The organism is Amycolatopsis alba DSM 44262 (assembly GCF_000384215.1).
Classification (GTDB): Bacteria; Actinomycetota; Actinomycetes; order Mycobacteriales; family Pseudonocardiaceae; genus Amycolatopsis; species Amycolatopsis alba.
This window is the reverse complement of record NZ_KB913032.1, coordinates 9443351-9459800: the sequence shown is the minus strand read 5'-3', so window position 1 is coordinate 9459800 and position 16450 is coordinate 9443351. Positions and strand designations below refer to the sequence as shown.

The following is a 16450-nucleotide window of genomic DNA, read 5'->3' as shown; positions in this document are numbered from 1 at the left end:
ATTCGGTCCCGCCGCCGAAACGTGGGACCATGGAGGCACGATGACGGAACTGACACACAACGATCTGAACGACATGGACCCTTCGACCGGCGAACTGGAGCTCGAGGACCGCGCCTCGCTCCGCCGGGTAGCGGGCCTGTCCACCGAACTCGCGGATGTCACCGAGGTCGAATACCGGCAGCTGCGCCTGGAGCGCGTCGTTCTGGTCGGTGTGTGGACCGAGGGCAGTGCCCTCCAGTCCGAGGCCTCGCTCGCCGAACTTGCCCGGCTCGCCGAAACGGCGGGCTCCGAGGTACTGGAAGGCCTGGTGCAGCGGCGGATCCGCCCGGATCCCGCCACCTACATCGGCTCGGGCAAGGTCAAGGAACTGCGCGAGATCGTCGCGGCCACCGGTGCCGACACGGTGATCTGCGACGGTGAACTCTCGCCGGGCCAGCTGCGCCAGCTGGAGGAGAAGGTCAAGGTGAAGGTCATCGACCGCACCGCCCTGATCCTCGACATCTTCGCGCAGCACGCCAGTTCCAAGGAAGGCAAGGCCCAGGTCGAACTGGCCCAGCTGCAGTACCTGATCCCGCGGCTTCGCGGGTGGGGTGCGGCGCTGTCCCGGCAGGCCGGTGGCCGGGCGGGCGGCGCCAACGGTGGTGTGGGTCTGCGCGGTCCGGGTGAGACGAAGCTCGAAACCGACCGGCGGCGGATCAACAAGCGCGTGTCGAAGCTGCGCCGCGAGATCGCCGCGATGGACACCATCCGCGAGACCAAACGGGGTCGCCGGGTGGCCAACGAGGTGCCGAGCGTCGCGATCGTCGGCTACACCAACGCCGGCAAGTCGAGCCTGCTCAACGCGCTGACCGGCGCCGGGGTGCTGGTCGAGGACGCGCTGTTCGCCACGCTGGATCCGACCACCCGCCGGGCGCAGACCCCCGACGGCCGCACCTACACGCTGACCGACACCGTCGGTTTCGTCCGGCACCTGCCGCACCAGCTGGTGGACGCGTTCCGTTCGACGCTGGAGGAGGCGGCTAGCGCCGACCTGCTCGTCCACGTCGTCGACGGTTCCGACCCGACGCCGGAAGAGCAGGTCAACGCGGTGCGCGAAGTGCTCGCCGAGATCACGAAGCGCCGTTCCGAGCCGCTCCCGCCGGAGCTGCTGGTGATCAACAAGGCCGACGCCGCCGACGAGGTGTCGCTGGCCCGGTTGCGGCACCAGATGGCCGGTTCGGTGCAGGTGTCGGCACGGGCGGGCACCGGGATCACGGAGCTGGCCGAGGTGATCGCGGACCGGCTGCCGCGGCCGGAGGTCGTGGTCGAGGCGCTGATCCCGTACTCGCGGGGTGAGCTCGTCTCGCGCGCCCACGCCGACGGCGAGGTGCTGGAAGAGGAGCACGTCGAGACCGGCACGCGGCTGCTCGTCCGTGGACGGCCGGACCTGGCCGCGGCGCTGAGCGAATTCCAGACGGACGGTTCGGCTCTGTAGCGAGTACATGAAGGCCCCTTCCTTGCGTTAGGCGCAAGGAAGGGGGCCTTCATGTACCTCAGGTGGGCAAGGGCATCGGTACTGAGCCGGTCGGGGTGGTCGTGAGTGGCGTTTCGGGTTAGGGCCATCCGTGTCTCAGGTACCTACTGGCGGGCGGTTTCGTGTGACCGGCTGGACGACACCTGTGTCCAGGTGGACGACTCACGGCGGGCACCCGGCCGCGATCGTGTCGTCCACGCAGTCACGCGTGTCGTCCGTCTGATCACACGAGCCGTCCGGCCGGTCACGCTGCGGTGAGACGTCGGTACAGCTGGTCGTGAGTGGCGATTCGGGTTGGAACACGAATCGCCACTCACGACCACCCCGACCCAAGCGTCCCTAGTAGCCACGAGTCGTTAGTGGCCGAAGTGGCCTTCGCGACATTCCGCCTCATCTCGGGCTTCGCACCGAACTGCGTGCCGCCCCGGACGTCTCCGTAGTGTGGGGCTTCAGGGGTTCCACGACACGGAGGTGGATGTGCGGGGGATTGTCGCGGCGATGGTCGTGCTGGGGGCGTTCGTCGGCGGGACGAGTCCCGCCGTGGCGCAGGAAGTACCGGCCCCGCAGCCGGTGTGCACCAACGGCGATTCCCGGCTCAGTGAGCTTTCGGGTCTCGTATCGGACGGCGAGCACCTGTACGCGCTCAACGACGGCGGCACCAAGACACAGGTTTTCGTGCTCGGCCGCGACTGCAAGGTCCAGAAGGTCATCTCGTCCTCGACGGATCCTTACGACCCCGAAGATCTCGCCCGCACCGCCGACGGCACCTTCTGGCTGTCCGACACCGGCGACAACCGCAAGCGGCGGGACACCGTCGCGCTGATCTCACTGACTCCGCAGGGCGAGGCGAAGATCCACCGGCTCACCTATCCCGACGGGCAGCACGACGTCGAGGCGCTGATCATGGACCGTTCGGGCACGCCGTACCTGATCACCAAGGACCTCTTCGGCAGCTCCAAGGTGTACCGGCCGACAGGACCGCTCGCCAGCCCCGGTCCGACGCCGTTGGAAAGTGTGGGGTCGCTGCAGATCAAGGAGACCTCTACGCCGGGCGGGCCTGCCGGGTCGATCGGCTCGATGACGGTGACCGGCGCGGCGTCGATGGCCGACCATTCGGTGGTCGCGTTGCGGACCTACACCGACGCCTATCTCTACGCCGTCCCCGACGGAGATCTGAAGAGCGCGTTGCAGCGCGAACCCGTGCGCGTGCCCCTGCCGAACGAGAAACAGGGGGAGGCGATCGCCTTCGACCCCGACGGGACCTTGTTGTCCGGCGGAGAGGGTGTCGGAGAGCAGATCCGCGCGGTGAAGGGCGCGGCGGCACTCGCCGTGGACGCGGCGAAATCCGAGGGCAGCACATCGGGCGGGACGTCCGCGGCCGGTGGCGCGGACCAGGGATCCGGTTTCCCTTATGTGCAGGTCGGTATCGCCGCGATCGTCGTGATCGGCGGCCTGCTGCTGGTCGGCAAGCTCCGCAAACGGCGCGCCTGACCGAAGCTTGCCGAGCCTGACCCTGGTCTCGTGTGACCTGGGATCCCGGCGCGCTCCGGTTTGGACTACGAGGGCTTGAACTACGAGGGCTTGGACTACAGCGGCTCCGGACTACAGCCTGCGGAGTACGGCGACGACCTTGCCGAGGATCGTGGCGTCGTCACCCGGAATGGGCTCATACGCCTCGTTGTGCGGCATCAGCCAGATGTGGCCGTCCTTGCGCTTGAACGTCTTGACCGTCGCCTCGCCGTCGATCATCGCCGCCACGATCTCGCCGGGGTCGGCCGTCGGCTGCTGGCGTACGACGACCCAGTCGCCATCGGTGATGGCGGCGTCGACCATCGAGTCACCGGTGACGCTGAGCAGGAAGAGCTCACCTTCACCGACGATCTCCCTCGGCAGCGGGAAGACGTCTTCGATCGCCTGCTCCGCCAGCACCGGTCCACCGGCCGCGATCCGGCCGACGAGCGGAACATACGCGGCCTTCGCGGCCGATTGCGGCTGTTCGACTTCGATGCCCATCGGGTTGTCGTCCGTCGTGGCGAGCACACCGACCGCACGCGGGCGGTTCGGGTCGCGTCGCAGATAACCCTTGCGCTGCAGGGCCTGCAACTGGTGCGACACCGACGAGGTGGAGGTCAGCCCGACCGCCTCACCGATCTCACGCACACTCGGCGGGTAGCCGAACCGGCTCACCCACAGTTTGATCACGTCGAGAACCTGCTGCTGACGCACGGTCAGGGTCTCGTCCACCTCGTAGACCTCGGGCAAGGCGCGCACCTTGCCCGAGCGCCTAGGCGCGTTCCCCGCCTTGCTCTCCTTAGCCACCGTCTCGCTCCTTCATCTCTGCGTCGCCTCCCAGTGCGTCCGGTTCCCCGGACCGACTTCGCGTGTCTTCGCCGGTGGCGGACGATCTTCCCGCCCACGGCACCGGCGGCGTCCGCGCAGCAGACGCCCTGGTCAACGACGTTAGCCCGCCGGGGCGACGATTTCAAACATCTGTTCGATGGACACGCCGTGTCGCTCGATTTTTGTCGGTGGAAGGTGGTACACATTCGCACGGGCGTTCGATAGAACGCGTGTTCGATCTTGACCGCCGGGTCCCGGCCCGGCGCCGAGTGCAGCAGGAGTTGCGAGGAGGTTCCCGATGTCGATTCTGGCTGATCGAGGACTGGTGCGGCCCAGTTCCCCAGGGCCCGTTCCGGCAGGGCTCACCAGGCCCGTGCGAGTGATGCGGGGCAGGCGCGCCGAACCCTTGCATCCGCCGACGAGGGCGCGGGTCGTGGCGGGCCGCCGCCCCGGCGTGGCCACTCCCGCTCCGGCGTGTCCGGCGCCCCGGCGGCTCCCGCTCCGGTGGCCGTCGCTCGTCGGGATGGCCTTGCTCATCGCCGGAGTCATCACCGGATTGGGTCTGTTCCTGGCCGGTGTTCCGGGTGCGGCGGTGCCCGAACGGACCACGACGGTGTCCGTTTCCGCGGGGGAGACGCTCGCGGATCTCGCCGCACGATTCGCGCCAGGCAGTGACACCGGCGCGGTCATCGACAAGATCAAGGAACTCAATTCCCTGGAAGGCGCCGTTGTCGTGCCCGGACTGCCGCTCACGGTCCCGGTCGCGGCAGGGGTCGCGGAGGGTGGGAGGTGATCCTGAAGCTCGCTCTCACCCGTCGTGGGTGACCTCCCCTTTCGTGTCTGATCGACCCGGCTGTCGCGCTTGCGTGCGTCTTACCTGCGATCTACTCTCCACCGCTATATGTAGTAGTTACATGGCTGTAGTTGGTCCATAGCTTGGGGTAGACTCGGTACCAGTTGTCCACAGCTGGCCGGTGTTCACCCACCGGATGTCCACAGATCGATCCACATGTCGATCTTTCCCGTCGTTGCGTGGCGACGGGGGCGGGCGTCCATTCGGGACCGGCCGGCGCGGAGGGGAAGGTGATCGGCGGATGAGGTGCCCGTTCTGCCGGCATGCGGACTCTCGGGTCGTCGACTCCCGAGAGGTGGATGAAGGTCAGGCGATCCGGCGGAGGCGCTCGTGCGCCGCTTGCGGCCGGCGCTTCACCACTTCGGAGACGATGGTGCTCGCCGTCGTCAAACGGTCCGGGGTCACCGAGCAGTTCAGCCGGGACAAGGTGGTCCGGGGGGTGCGCCGCGCCTGCCAGGGCAGGCCGGTCGACGACGACGCGCTGCAGCAGCTCGCGCAGCGGGTCGAGGAGTCGATCCGGTCGGCGGGGCTGGCGGAGATCCCGAGTCACGAGGTCGGCCTGGCGATCCTGGGTCCCCTGCGCGAACTCGACGGCGTCGCCTATCTCCGGTTCGCCAGTGTCTACCGCTCCTTCTCCTCGGTCGAGGACTTCGAGAAGGAGATCTCGGACCTCCGTGAGGCCATGGCTGCCGCACCGGACGAGAGCGATCGAGACGCGAAAGACGGCTGATGCCGCTTCCCGCGTGGGAGTGAGGGAAAGACCCATGACCGAGACCGTGGGAACAGGCAACCCGGCCACAGCGCGGACGAGTGGGAAGAAGAAGCAGCAGGCCGGTGGGCTCACCGTGCGGCGCGTCTTCACCACCGAAGGCGTCCACCCGTACGACCAGGTCACCTGGGAGCACCGGGACGTCGTGATGACGAACTGGCGCGACGGCACGGTCAACTTCGAGCAACGCGGGGTCGAGTTCCCCGACTTCTGGTCGGTCAACGCGACGAACATCGTCACCAGCAAGTACTTCCGCGGCGCCGTCGGCTCGCCTCAGCGCGAGCAGAGCCTCAAGCAGCTGATCGACCGCGTCGTCCACTCCTACGTCAACGCTGGCCGTGAACACGGCTACTTCGCGAATCCAGCCGACGCCGAGGTCTTCGAGCACGAGCTGACCTGGATGCTGCTGCACCAGGTGTTCAGCTTCAACTCCCCGGTGTGGTTCAACGTCGGCACGACATCAAAACAGCAGGTCTCGGCCTGCCAGCCGTACGACGCCTTGGTCAACACTCCCGCCGGTGCGGTCCCCATCGGGCGCATCGTCGAGCTGAACGCGGTGGGCGCGAAGGTCTACGACGCGCACGGTCTCACCAAGGTGATCGCCACGAAGGCGAACGGGGTCAAAGAGGTTCTCCGCCTCACGACGAAGTCCGGTCACCGCCTCGACGTGACGGCCGATCACCTCGTCTGGCGTTCGACCGGGAGTGGCGGTTCCTTCGTGCCCGCCGGGGAACTCCTGGTCGGGGACACTCTCGAATGGCACCGACGCGATGCCTTCGGCGAGACGGAGATCAACGAGCGGGACGTGGCCGAAGCCGCGCTCGCGGGCTGGCTGCAATCGGATGGCTTCGTCGGCCAGTACGAGGGGACGAACCGCTCGCTGACGATCGAGGCCATGACGGTCACCGACGCCGAACTCGCGTGGGTGCAGCGCGCTCTCGACCGGGTCTTTCCCGAAGTCCACCGGCACGAGCGGAAAGTCGAAACGCAGGACCCGGCACTGGACTGCCGTCGCACCCGTCTTTACGGGACCGAACTGGAATCCTTCGTGAGCGAGTGGGGTCTGCGTGCTCGCGGCGTCGACATGACGGTCCCCGAGGATCTGAACACCGCGCCGCTGCCTGTCGTGGCCGCCTATCTCCGCAGCGTCTTCCAGGCCGAAGGCTACGTGTCCGAACGTGAGAGTTCGACGCTGGTCGGGCTCGACATGATCAGCGAAGACCTCATTCGCGGGCTCCAGCACCTTCTGTCCAGGTTCGGTATCTTCGCGCGGGTCGCCCGCGAGACGGAGAAGCGGGACAACCGGCACGACCTGTGGGGAATCCGGATCCAGAACGCGGGAGATCGCCGGATCTTCGCCGACGCCATCGGTTTCCTCGACCCGGTCAAGGCCGCGAAGCTCGAGGCGTCGTTCGAGAAGCCGGGGCGTCCCGCTCTGGAGACGAAGCGGCTGCAGATCGCCGATATCGAAAGCCGCGGCGAGATGCCGGTCTTCGACATCCAGACGGAGTCCGGCGAGTACCTGTCCGGCAACCTCCGGGTGCACAACTGTTTCATCCTCGCGGTCGACGACACCATGGAGTCGATCCTCAACTGGTACCGCGAGGAGGGCCTGATCTTCAAGGGCGGCTCCGGGGCAGGCCTGAACCTCTCCCGCATCCGTTCCTCGCGTGAGCTGCTGTCCTCCGGTGGCACCGCGTCCGGCCCGGTGTCCTTCATGCGCGGCGCCGACGCCTCCGCGGGCACCATCAAGTCCGGCGGTGCCACCCGGCGCGCGGCGAAGATGGTCGTCCTCGACGTCGACCACCCGGACGTCGAGGAGTTCGTGCGGACCAAGGCCCGCGAAGAGGAGAAGATCAAGGTCCTCCGCGACGCCGGGTTCGACATGGATCTCTCCGGTTCGGACATCACCTCCGTCCAGTACCAGAACGCGAACAACTCGGTCCGCGTCTCCGACGAGTTCATGCGGGCTGTCGAGAGCGAGGGCGACTTCGGCCTGCGTGCCCGGATGACCGGTGAGGTCCTCGACCGGGTCGACGCCAAGAAGCTGTTCCGCACCATCGCGCAGGCCGCGTGGGAGTGCGCGGACCCCGGCCTGCAGTACGACGACACGATCAACGACTGGCACACCTGCCCCGAATCGGGCCGGATCACCGCGTCCAACCCGTGTTCCGAGTACATGCACCTGGACAACTCCAGCTGCAACCTCGCTTCGCTGAACCTGCTCAAGTTCGCCACCGAAGACGGCGGTTTCGACGCGCCGCTGTTCGCGAAGGCCGTCGAGCTGGTCATCACCGCGATGGACATCTCGATCTGCTTCGCCGACTTCCCGACCGAGGCGATCGGGGACACCACCCGTAAGTTCCGTCAGCTGGGCATCGGGTACGCGAACCTCGGCGCGCTGCTGATGGCGCTCGGGCACGCCTACGACTCCGACGGCGGCCGCGCGCTCGCCGCCGCGATCACGTCACTGATGACAGGCGTTTCGTACCGGCGCTCGGCCGAGCTCGCCGCGGTCGTCGGGCCGTACGAGGGCTACGCCCGCAACGCCGAGGCGCACCAGCGGGTCATGCGCAAGCACGCCGCCGCCAACGACCTGGTGCGGACCTACCACTCGAACGACGCCGCGGTTCGTGCCGTCGCGACCCAGGAATGGAAGCGTGGCATCGAACTGGGCGAGACCAGTGGCTGGCGCAACGCGCAGGCCTCGGTGCTCGCTCCCACCGGCACCATCGGCTTCATGATGGACTGCGACACGACCGGCATCGAGCCGGACTTCTCGCTGGTCAAGTTCAAGAAGCTGGTCGGCGGCGGTTCGATGCAGATCGTCAACCAGACCATCCCGCGCGCCCTGACCGCACTCGGCTACCAGGCCGAGCAGGTCGAAGCGATCGTCGAGTACATCGCCCAGCACGGCCATGTCGTCGACGCCCCCGGCCTGCGCCAGGAGCACTACGAGGTGTTCGACTGCGCGGTGGGGGAGCGGTCCATCGCGCCGATGGGGCACGTCCGGATGATGGCCGCGGTGCAGCCGTTCCTGTCCGGCGCGATCTCGAAGACGGTCAACATGCCGGAGTCGGCGACCGTCGAAGAGGTCGAGGAGATCTACTTCCAGGGCTGGAAGTACGGCCTCAAGGCGCTCGCGATCTACCGCGACAACTGCAAGGTCGGCCAGCCGCTGTCCACCGGCAAGAAGGAGAAGGCCGAGCCCGAGGCCGAAAAGGTCGTCGAGTACCGGCCGGTCCGCAAGCGCCTGCCGAAGAAGCGCCCGAGCCAGACGGTGTCGTTCACCGTCGGCGGAGCCGAGGGCTACCTGCACGCCGGTTCCTACCCGGACGACGGGCTCGGCGAGATCTTCGTGAAGCTCGGCAAGCAGGGTTCGACCCTCTCGGGCGTGATGGACGCGTTCTCGATGTCGATCTCGGTCGGCCTGCAGCACGGGATCCCGTTGGAGTTCTACGTTTCGAAGTTCTCCAACCTGCGCTTCGAGCCCGCCGGCATGACCGACGACCCGGACATCCGGATCGCCACCAGCGTCATGGACTACCTGTTCCGCAGGCTGGCGCTGGACTACCTGCCGTACGAGAAGCGTTCACAGCTCGGCATCTTCACCGCCGACGAGCGCTCGGCGCAGGTCGAGGCGACCTACGGCGCCACTCCCGCCGCGGAACCGGAGAACGTCGACATCGACGCGCTTCGGTCCACAGTGGACTCTTCCGCCGCGGCCCCCGCCAAGGTGGCGCATTCGACGGCGGAACTGGTGGAACTGAACCTCGGCACCGCCTCCGACGCGCCGCTCTGCATGACCTGCGGCACCAAGATGCGGCCCGCCGGTTCGTGCTACGCCTGCGAAGGATGCGGCGCCACCTCCGGCTGCAGCTGAATCGACAGCCTGCTTCGGCGGACGGCCGACGTCGTCCGCCGAAGCAGGCCTCGGCGAACTCGGTTGTGCGGCGGCCGGTCGAACTGCTGAACTGGTCCCGTGTTCGACGTCCGCTGGGAACGGCCGCTGCATCAAGCCGGTTCGCCGTCCGCGCTGGCGGTCACCGCGCGCCACGTGGTCGTGCACGAGCGGAGCACGAGACTGGCCGGTCTCGAACCCGCCGATGGTTCAGTGCGTTGGGACGTCGGGGTCGGGACGTGGCCACGAGACGTCGTGGTCGAAGGCCGGTACTGCCTGGTGATCCCTCAGAACGTCAGCAGGCTGCTCTGCCTGGACGTCGAAACCGGGGAAGACGTCTGGCAGGGTGAGCCGGGCTCCTTCGCGGGCCATATCGCGGCGAACGAAGACGTCGTACTCGTGGGCGGCTGGCGCGGTTACACGCCTTTGTCCGCGGTGGACCTTCATACCGGCGGCCTGCTTTGGCAGGCGAAGGATCGCGGCAGCACGGCACTTCCGGCCGCCACCGCGGCCGGGTTCCTGCTCGGCGAACCGGGTGGCGACTCCGTGCGCTTGATCGACCGGCGCGACGGACGGGAGCTGATCACGTGGTTCTTGCCGGGTCCGCTCCTCGGGCCCGACACCGGGCCCGCGTTCGTCCCGGACGGCGCGGGCGGCTTCCTCGTGCGGTGCGGCGATCGCTCGGTCGTCCGTCTCTGCCCGTCCGAGAGGAAAGCCCTGACGCTGGCCCGTGCCGAGCACGACCTGCTTCCCCGTGCCGTGGAACGGTGCGGTGGCCTGGTGTGGCTGGCCGAGCGGCGGGGTGGCTGCACGGTGGTCGACGCGTCGGACGGAACGGTGCGGTGGAGGATCGATCACGACCGGCGATTCGTGTCCTCGGTCGTGTCGGTCGACGGCGGGTTCGCGATCGCCGACGAGGGCGGGCTGCTGTTCCGGATCGACCAGGACGGCGCGGTGCGCGAGCGCGTCCGGATCACCCGGCGCATCAGGGACCTTCGCGGTCAAGCGCGGTCGGGGCTGGTCCTGCTCACAAAGGGTTCGTTGCTCGCTGTCGGGAATGGAGGCCTCGATGACCACTGACGGTGAAATCGCCGATCCGTTCGGCACGCTCAAGCAGGCGCTGTGGATCTGCGGCGGCCAGTGGGCGGGAAAGTCCACCGTCTCCCGGCTGCTGGCGCACCGCCATGGCATCACCGTCTACCACTACGACTTCCACGACGCGCGCGCCCATCAGGACCGTCGAGTGGCCCACCGCGTCGGCAACGGGTTGCCCGCCGCGGATCCCGACCCGGACACCGTCTGGGTGGACACCACGCCCGACCGGATGGCGGCCGACACGATCGCCGGGTTCCCGGCACGGTTCGAGTGGGCACTGGACGATCTGCGCGCGCTGGTCTCCGGGCGCCCGATCCTTGCCGAAGGCTGGGGACTGCGCCCGGAACTCGTCACGCCGCTGCTGGATTCGCCGCGGCGGATGATCGTCATGGTGCCCACCGACGACTTCCGCGAGCATCAGCTCCGCGTCCTGCCCCGCGCCGCCGCGGTCGTACAGCGGGTCAGCGACCCCGAGCGGGCGCAGCGCAACCGGATCGAGCGAGACCGGCTTGTCGCCGAGGACGCCGTCCGTACCGCGATAGGGCTCGGCATCCGGGTGCTGGAGATCGACGGCACACGCGACGCCGACGCGGTCGCGGACGTCGTCGCCGAGCACTTCGCTCCCTACCTGGCCTGAGCGAGATCGAGGACGAAGGTCGCCACGGCCAGCGCGAGAAAGCCGCCGGGGAAGGCGATGTTGTAGAGGACGCGGGCGCGCACGTGGGTGATGACGGCGCCGATGTAGAACAGCACGAGCCCGGCGGCCGCCGCGGTCCCGACGAACGGCATCCCGAGCAGACCGAGCAGCAGCCCGCCCGCACCGGCCGCCTTCAAGGACGCCAGCGGCGGAATCCAGGACGGGGGCACGTCGACTTCGGCGGAGTTCTTGAGCACGAACGGCACCCGCGCGAAGTCGGCGGCGGCGATCCCTGCGTTGATCACGATCGTCACGATGGCCACGGTGAGGTAGGCGGAGTTCATGCTTCCCGGACGAGGTCCGCGCCTGGAACGTGACAGCGCTCAGGAACGCCAGCGATCGAGCACGGCTTCGATGGCGGGATGGATCCTGTCGCGGGCGGCCTGCCGCTCCACACCCGCCATGAGGAGGTCGTCGTAGTCGGTGTCGAGGTGCCGGATCGAGGCGACGACGGCGAGGAACACCGCCCGTTCGGCCAGTTCCCGTCCGGCGGCGGACCGGCCCACCCGGCCGCTGCCGCGCAGGCCCGCGTGTTCGGCGATGGCGCGCGCTCGCTCCGGCGGGCAGCCGGGGAACATCTCGGTGATCGCGGTGAAGAACCGGCCGGTGAACTCGACGTCTTCCTGCGCGCGCCGCTCGCGATCACGGCCGCGGCGCCGTTCCCGGACGTCTTCGTCGGCGAGGCATTGGTCCTCGGCGCTGCGCAACGCCGCGTCCTCGACCAGGAGTCCTTGCCGCTCACTGCGTTTCCGTGACCGGTTGAACCGGGTGACGACGGCGGAAAGCCGGCTCGCCTTCTTCGCGCGCCGGGTCAGCGCGGTGTCGCCCGAAGGCAGGAAGACCAGGTGTCCGAGGTCGGCGCAGTCGAGGCAGTGCGGCTTCTCGTTCTCCAGGAAGAACAAGTCACCGGTACCGCCGCAGTCGGCGCAGATCCAGTCCTTCAGCGCCACGGACACGACGAGATCCGGCGCCTTCTTCTGCCGGGCGACGACTTGCGCCCGTTTGGCGTCGGACAGTCCCGGCATGATCCACTGCGTCTTGAACAGAGGTTCGAGTCCGACCAGCTCGCCCGACGTGGCTTTCAGCGGGGCTCGGTCGCGGGTCGCCCCGACGTGCTCGATCTCCGTGCTTTCGAGGGCCTTTCCCTTCGCCCAGCGTTGAAGCGCGTTCAGGGCGAAGGTCAGCTTCTCCGGGGGCACCGACAGCGCCGCTGTCAGCACGGGGACCCGGCCGCGGTGCCAGGCGTCGACGACGTTGTCCGTCAGCCAGCCGATCCCGGTCAGGACGTCGAGCGCGGTCACCGATTTCCGTTTGGACAGCAGCTTTTCCGCCGTCTCCACGACGCGCTGCTCCAGTTTCGCCTCACCTTGCATCGCCGGGAATCCTAGCGATCAGGCGGTTGCGTCGCGGGCGAGGGCGGGCGCCGCGCGACGTGAGCACTGGCAGGCCGTGATGAAGCTCGTCGCCCGCTGATCAGGACAACGCTCGCCGCGCCTGCTCGCTCAGTGCGTCGGTGATCCGTTCGGCGCTCAGGCCGAGTTCACCCGTCTGGTAGAGGAAGACTTCCGGGGCGAGTGGCGCCAGCAGGATGTCGGCGAGCGCGTCCGGATCCTTCGCGCCCGCCTGCTCGGCGAGGAACCGGACATGGGTGCGCCACAACCGGTACGGGCCGGTGGTGAACCGTGAGTGCCCGACCTCGGTGCCGAGGACGAGATGCGCGTGCCGGGCGAGCAGGCCGGCCATCGCCGCGTAGAACGCCGCCAGCCGCTCGGCAGGTGACGCTCCGGGGCCCAGCGGGGGAGGGCCGGTGAGCAGCCGCTCCTGCAGTTCCCGCTCGTGTTCGTCCAGCAGGGCGACGGCGATCGCCGAGCGGTCCGGATAGCGGCGGTACAGCGTGGCGCGACCCACCCCGGCGGCTTTGGCGATGTCCTCCATGGTGACCTCCGCCGCCGGACGTGCGGCGAAGAGCTCTTCGGCGGCCTTCAGGATCTTCGCGCGGTTACGGGCGGCGTCCGAGCGTTCCCGTCCAGGGCCGTTCGCGAGCAGATCTTCCGTCGGCATGTCCGCAGCCTAGGGAATATCCGGACGGGTCGTCCACTTGTACCCGGCGAAGCAAGTGGACGCCGTGTCCACTTCCTGATCCGGGAGGCCCCGATGAGCCACCTTCTCCACCTCGACTCCAGCGCCCGCAGCGCGTCCTTCTCCCGTGAGCTGAGCGCTCGCTTCGCCGACGTCTGGCGTGCTGCGCGTCCCGGCGCGGGCTACACCTACCGCGACGTGGCCGCCGCTCCGGTACCGCCGATCGGCCAGGCCTGGACCGAGATCTGCGACGCCCTCCTCGCCGCCGGGATCACCGATCCGGACGGCTACGCCTCGGTGGTGAAGACGCCGGAACAGCGCGAGGCCTGGGCGGTCATCGAGCCGCTGCTGGCCGAACTGCTCGCCGCCGACGTCGTGCTGATCGGGGCGCCGATGTACAACTTCTCGATCCCCGCGACGCTCAAGCTGTGGATCGACCAGGTGACGTTCCCGAAGATGTCCTTGGCGGGCAAGGCTTTCGTGGTCGCGGGAGCGCGCGGCGGCACGTACTTGCCGGGGACGCCGCGGGAGCCTGTCGACCATCACGAGCGCTACCTGCGCGACTTCTTCGCCGGGCATTACGACGTCCGCGACGTCACGTTCCTGCATTCCGAGCTCACGAACGCGCTCGTCGACCCGCGGCTGGGCCCGCGCGACCCCGATCGGATCGCGTCACGCGAAGAGGCGCTTCTGGCAGCTGAAAAGCTGGCCGCGAACGGAAAGGGAGCCTGATGGGCTGGGGAATCCTGCTGGCCGCCGGAGTCGTCGAGGTCGCCTGGTCGCAGAGCATCAAACCGACGGAGAACTTCACCCGGTTCTGGCCGACCGTGCTGTGCTTCGTGCTCGGCGTCGCGGCGGTCTACCTGCTGTCGAAGGCGATGGACACCCTCCCGGTGGGAACCGCGTACGCCGTGTTCACCGGCATCGGCGCGGTGGGCGCGATCGTCTTCGGCATCGTGATCCACAAGGACCCGCTCAGCTTCGGGCGGTTCGCCGCGATGGCACTGATCGTGGGAGGGGTGGTGCTGGCGAAGGTGGCGGAGTGAGCCGGGCCGGGGAAGGGGGCTTCCGGGGTAGCCCCCTTCCCCGGACGGTCAGGCGAGCTTCTCCCACAGGAATTCCAGCATCAGCGCCCATTTGAACGCCAGCTGCTCGTTGTCGGCCGCCGCGCCGTGCCCGCCCTCGATGTTCTCGTGGTAGCGCACGTCGTGACCCTGCTCCAGCAGCCGCGCGACCATCTTGCGCGCGTGCGCGGGATGCACCCGGTCGTCCCTGGTGGAGGTGACGAACAGGACCGGCGGATACCCGGCCTCGCTCCGGACGTTCTGATACGGCGAGTACTTCCCGATGAAGTCCCATTCCGCCGGGTCGTCGGGGTCGCCGTACTCGGCCATCCACGACGCCCCCGCGAGGAGCTTGTGGTAGCGCTTCATGTCCAGCAGCGGCACCTGGCTCACGATCGCGCCGAACAGGTGCGGATAGCGCGTGAGCATGACGCCCATCAGCAGCCCGCCGTTGCTGCCGCCCTGGATGCCGAGGCGGGACGGCTCGCTGATGCCGCGCTCGACGAGGTCGGCGGCGACGGCCGAGAAGTCCTCATAGACCTTGTATCGCTTGGCTTTGGTCACCGAGGTGTGCCAGTCCGGCCCGTATTCCCCGCCGCCGCGGATGTTCGCGACGACGTAGGTGCCGCCGCGTGACAGCCAGCCGCGGCCGATCACGCCGCTGTAGCCGGGGGTCAGCGAGACTTCGAAGCCGCCGTACCCGGTCAGCAGCGTCGGCCCTCCTTCGGCGCCGGAGGGGCGTACGACGAAGTACGGGATCTTCGTGCCGTCTTCGGAGGTCGCGAAGTACTGCGAGACCGTCATGCCTTCGCTGTCGAAGAACGACGGAGCGCGCTTGAGGACTTCGACGTCTTCGCCGATATGTCCGTACTTCAGCGTCGACGGCTCGGTGTAGCCGCTGGAGTCGAGCAGGTATTCGTCGCTGACGTCGGGGTCGGTTCCGGTGATCTGCGCCGTGCCCAGTTCGGGGGCGCCGGCGAGCGGCTGAGAGGCCCAGCCGTCCGAAGGCGTGAGCACCCGTAGTTCGGTCCGGACGTCGGACAGCGTCGAGAGCAGCAGGTGGTTGTGCGTCCACACCCAGTACTCCAGCGACGTGTGCGCGTCCGGGGTGAAGAGGGTCGTGAAGGTCCGCTCGCCCGCCATGAACGCGTCGAACCCGGAGGCGAGCAAGGTGCCGGCGGGGTAGGTCGTGCCTTCGACGGTCCATTCCGAACGGAGCCGGATCAGCAGCCATTCGCGGTGCGAGGATGTCTGCGCGTCTTCGGGGACCTGGATCCGCTCCAGTCCGTCAGCCGTCCGGAGATACCGTTCCGTCCGGTAGAAGTCGATCGACCGGTAGACGAAGTCGCGCTCCCAGCCCTCGGTCGGGTCGTGGTGGGCGGAGACCGAGACGTCGTCCGGTTTGCCCTCGAAGACCACCGTCGCCTCTTCGAGCGGGGTGCCGCGCCGCCATTCCTTCGCCAGCCTCGGATAGCCAGAACTGGTCAGTGTCCCGGTGCCGAAGTCGGTTCCGATGTAGACACGGTCGCGGTCGATCCAGCCGATCCGGGTCTTGGCTTCGGGCACGAAGAACCCGTCTTCGACGAAACGGCGTTCGTCGAGGTCGTACTCGCGCACCACGGTCGCGTCGGCGCCACCACGCGACAGTTCGACCAGCGCGCGGTGATAGCCCGGCCGGAGGACGGCCGCGCCCTGCCACACCCAGTTCTCGCCGTCGGCCTCGGCCAGCGCGTCGACGTCGAGCAGGAGTTCCCACTCCGGCTTGTCGCGCCGGTACTGCTCGAGAGTGGTGCGGCGCCACAGGCCGCGGGGATTGGCCGAGTCCTGCCAGAAGTTGTACAGGTATTCGCCGCGGCGCCGGATGTACGGGATCCGGTCGTCGGCGTCGAGGACCTCGCGGACCTCGTCGCGGATCCCGGCGAACCGCTCGCCGCCGGACAGTTCCGCCAGCGCCTCGGCGTTACGGGCTCGCACCCAGTCCAGCGCCTTTTCGCCGGTCACGTCTTCCAACCACAGGTACGGGTCCTCGTCGTTCATGCCGACAGTCTCGCCGGGGTTTCCGTCCCGGCGCCACCAGGTGCCCGTTTTCGGCGCGTGTCTTCGCCTGACCCCGCCCTCCTCCGTATGCTGAGAGTTCGC

At 68.3% G+C, this 16450-nt stretch carries 14 protein-coding genes; 9 read left to right on the top strand and 5 right to left on the bottom strand.

The window, feature by feature from the left end:
- Nucleotides 1-40 precede the first annotated feature (40 nt).
- Nucleotides 41-1474, top strand: a complete 1434-nt coding sequence (gene hflX / locus AMYAL_RS0143615) for a GTPase HflX (RefSeq protein WP_020637618.1) — start codon at nt 41-43, stop codon at nt 1472-1474.
- 516 nt (nt 1475-1990) lie between these two features.
- On the top strand, nt 1991-3004 hold the full coding sequence (locus AMYAL_RS0143610) for an SdiA-regulated/phytase-like domain-containing protein (protein WP_026467944.1): 1014 nt from the start codon (nt 1991-1993) through the stop codon (nt 3002-3004).
- A gap of 111 nt (nt 3005-3115) precedes the next feature.
- On the opposite strand, the gene lexA is transcribed toward AMYAL_RS0143610, so the two are convergent.
- Nucleotides 3116-3832, bottom strand: coding sequence for a transcriptional repressor LexA (gene lexA, locus AMYAL_RS0143605; protein ID WP_039794990.1), 717 nt, complete (start codon nt 3830-3832; stop codon nt 3116-3118).
- A 319-nt stretch (nt 3833-4151) separates the two neighbouring features.
- Between lexA and AMYAL_RS50695 the strand changes: the two genes are divergently transcribed.
- The 5 genes from AMYAL_RS50695 (at nt 4152) to AMYAL_RS0143580 (ending at nt 11108) form a co-directional block, all read left to right on the top strand.
- On the top strand, nt 4152-4646 hold the full coding sequence (locus AMYAL_RS50695) for a LysM peptidoglycan-binding domain-containing protein (protein WP_026467943.1): 495 nt from the start codon (nt 4152-4154) through the stop codon (nt 4644-4646).
- A 301-nt stretch (nt 4647-4947) separates the two neighbouring features.
- Complete coding sequence (nrdR, locus tag AMYAL_RS0143595; RefSeq protein ID WP_026467942.1) at nt 4948-5436, top strand: transcriptional regulator NrdR; 489 nt, start codon at nt 4948-4950, stop codon at nt 5434-5436.
- A gap of 34 nt (nt 5437-5470) precedes the next feature.
- Complete coding sequence (locus AMYAL_RS0143590) at nt 5471-9358, top strand: vitamin B12-dependent ribonucleotide reductase (protein ID WP_020637613.1); 3888 nt, start codon at nt 5471-5473, stop codon at nt 9356-9358.
- A gap of 99 nt (nt 9359-9457) precedes the next feature.
- Nucleotides 9458-10456 (top strand): outer membrane protein assembly factor BamB family protein, encoded by a 999-nt coding sequence (locus AMYAL_RS0143585; RefSeq protein ID WP_020637612.1) that lies wholly within the window; start codon nt 9458-9460, stop codon nt 10454-10456.
- Nucleotides 10446-11108: a hypothetical protein gene (locus AMYAL_RS0143580; RefSeq protein WP_020637611.1), complete on the top strand. Its 663-nt coding sequence runs from the start codon at nt 10446-10448 to the stop codon at nt 11106-11108. Before AMYAL_RS0143585 ends, AMYAL_RS0143580 begins: the two co-directional genes overlap by 11 nt.
- On the opposite strand, the gene AMYAL_RS0143575 is transcribed toward AMYAL_RS0143580, so the two are convergent.
- The 3 genes from AMYAL_RS0143575 to AMYAL_RS0143565 form a co-directional block, all read right to left on the bottom strand.
- Complete coding sequence (locus AMYAL_RS0143575; protein WP_020637610.1) at nt 11096-11452, bottom strand: DoxX family protein; 357 nt, start codon at nt 11450-11452, stop codon at nt 11096-11098. The genes AMYAL_RS0143580 and AMYAL_RS0143575 overlap by 13 nt on opposite strands.
- Before the next feature lie 39 nt (nt 11453-11491).
- Entirely contained in the window at nt 11492-12541 is a 1050-nt protein-coding gene (locus tag AMYAL_RS0143570) for a DUF2293 domain-containing protein (RefSeq protein WP_020637609.1), read from the bottom strand.
- Nucleotides 12542-12641: 100 nt separating this feature from the next.
- Entirely contained in the window at nt 12642-13229 is a 588-nt protein-coding gene (locus AMYAL_RS0143565; protein WP_020637608.1) for a TetR/AcrR family transcriptional regulator, read from the bottom strand.
- Between the two features lie 93 nt (nt 13230-13322).
- On the opposite strand from AMYAL_RS0143565, the gene AMYAL_RS0143560 reads away from it, so the two are divergent.
- Both AMYAL_RS0143560 and AMYAL_RS0143555 read left to right on the top strand, forming a co-directional pair.
- The gene (locus AMYAL_RS0143560; RefSeq protein WP_020637607.1) at nt 13323-13979 is read left to right on the top strand and encodes an FMN-dependent NADH-azoreductase; all 657 of its coding nucleotides are present in this window, start codon (nt 13323-13325) and stop codon (nt 13977-13979) included.
- Nucleotides 13979-14293: a DMT family transporter gene (locus tag AMYAL_RS0143555; RefSeq protein WP_020637606.1), complete on the top strand. Its 315-nt coding sequence runs from the start codon at nt 13979-13981 to the stop codon at nt 14291-14293. Before AMYAL_RS0143560 ends, AMYAL_RS0143555 begins: the two co-directional genes overlap by 1 nt.
- Nucleotides 14294-14341: 48 nt before the next feature.
- Here AMYAL_RS0143555 and AMYAL_RS0143550 read toward each other — a convergent pair whose 3' ends face one another.
- The gene (locus AMYAL_RS0143550; protein WP_020637605.1) at nt 14342-16348 is read right to left on the bottom strand and encodes a prolyl oligopeptidase family serine peptidase; all 2007 of its coding nucleotides are present in this window, start codon (nt 16346-16348) and stop codon (nt 14342-14344) included.
- Between the last annotated feature and the right edge of the window lie 102 nt (nt 16349-16450).

Coding starts and splice junctions, on each gene's coding strand:
- hflX (WP_020637618.1), top strand. CDS start 41: ATGACGGAACTGACACACAACGATCTGAACGACATGGACCCTTCGACC.
- AMYAL_RS50695 (WP_026467943.1), top strand. CDS start 4,152: ATGTCGATTCTGGCTGATCGAGGACTGGTGCGGCCCAGTTCCCCAGGG.
- nrdR (WP_026467942.1), top strand. CDS start 4,948: ATGAGGTGCCCGTTCTGCCGGCATGCGGACTCTCGGGTCGTCGACTCC.
- AMYAL_RS0143590 (WP_020637613.1), top strand. CDS start 5,471: ATGACCGAGACCGTGGGAACAGGCAACCCGGCCACAGCGCGGACGAGT.
- AMYAL_RS0143580 (WP_020637611.1), top strand. CDS start 10,446: ATGACCACTGACGGTGAAATCGCCGATCCGTTCGGCACGCTCAAGCAG.
- AMYAL_RS0143575 (WP_020637610.1), bottom strand. CDS start 11,452: ATGAACTCCGCCTACCTCACCGTGGCCATCGTGACGATCGTGATCAAC.
- AMYAL_RS0143570 (WP_020637609.1), bottom strand. CDS start 12,541: ATGCAAGGTGAGGCGAAACTGGAGCAGCGCGTCGTGGAGACGGCGGAA.
- AMYAL_RS0143565 (WP_020637608.1), bottom strand. CDS start 13,229: ATGCCGACGGAAGATCTGCTCGCGAACGGCCCTGGACGGGAACGCTCG.
- AMYAL_RS0143560 (WP_020637607.1), top strand. CDS start 13,323: ATGAGCCACCTTCTCCACCTCGACTCCAGCGCCCGCAGCGCGTCCTTC.
- AMYAL_RS0143555 (WP_020637606.1), top strand. CDS start 13,979: ATGGGCTGGGGAATCCTGCTGGCCGCCGGAGTCGTCGAGGTCGCCTGG.
- AMYAL_RS0143550 (WP_020637605.1), bottom strand. CDS start 16,348: ATGAACGACGAGGACCCGTACCTGTGGTTGGAAGACGTGACCGGCGAA.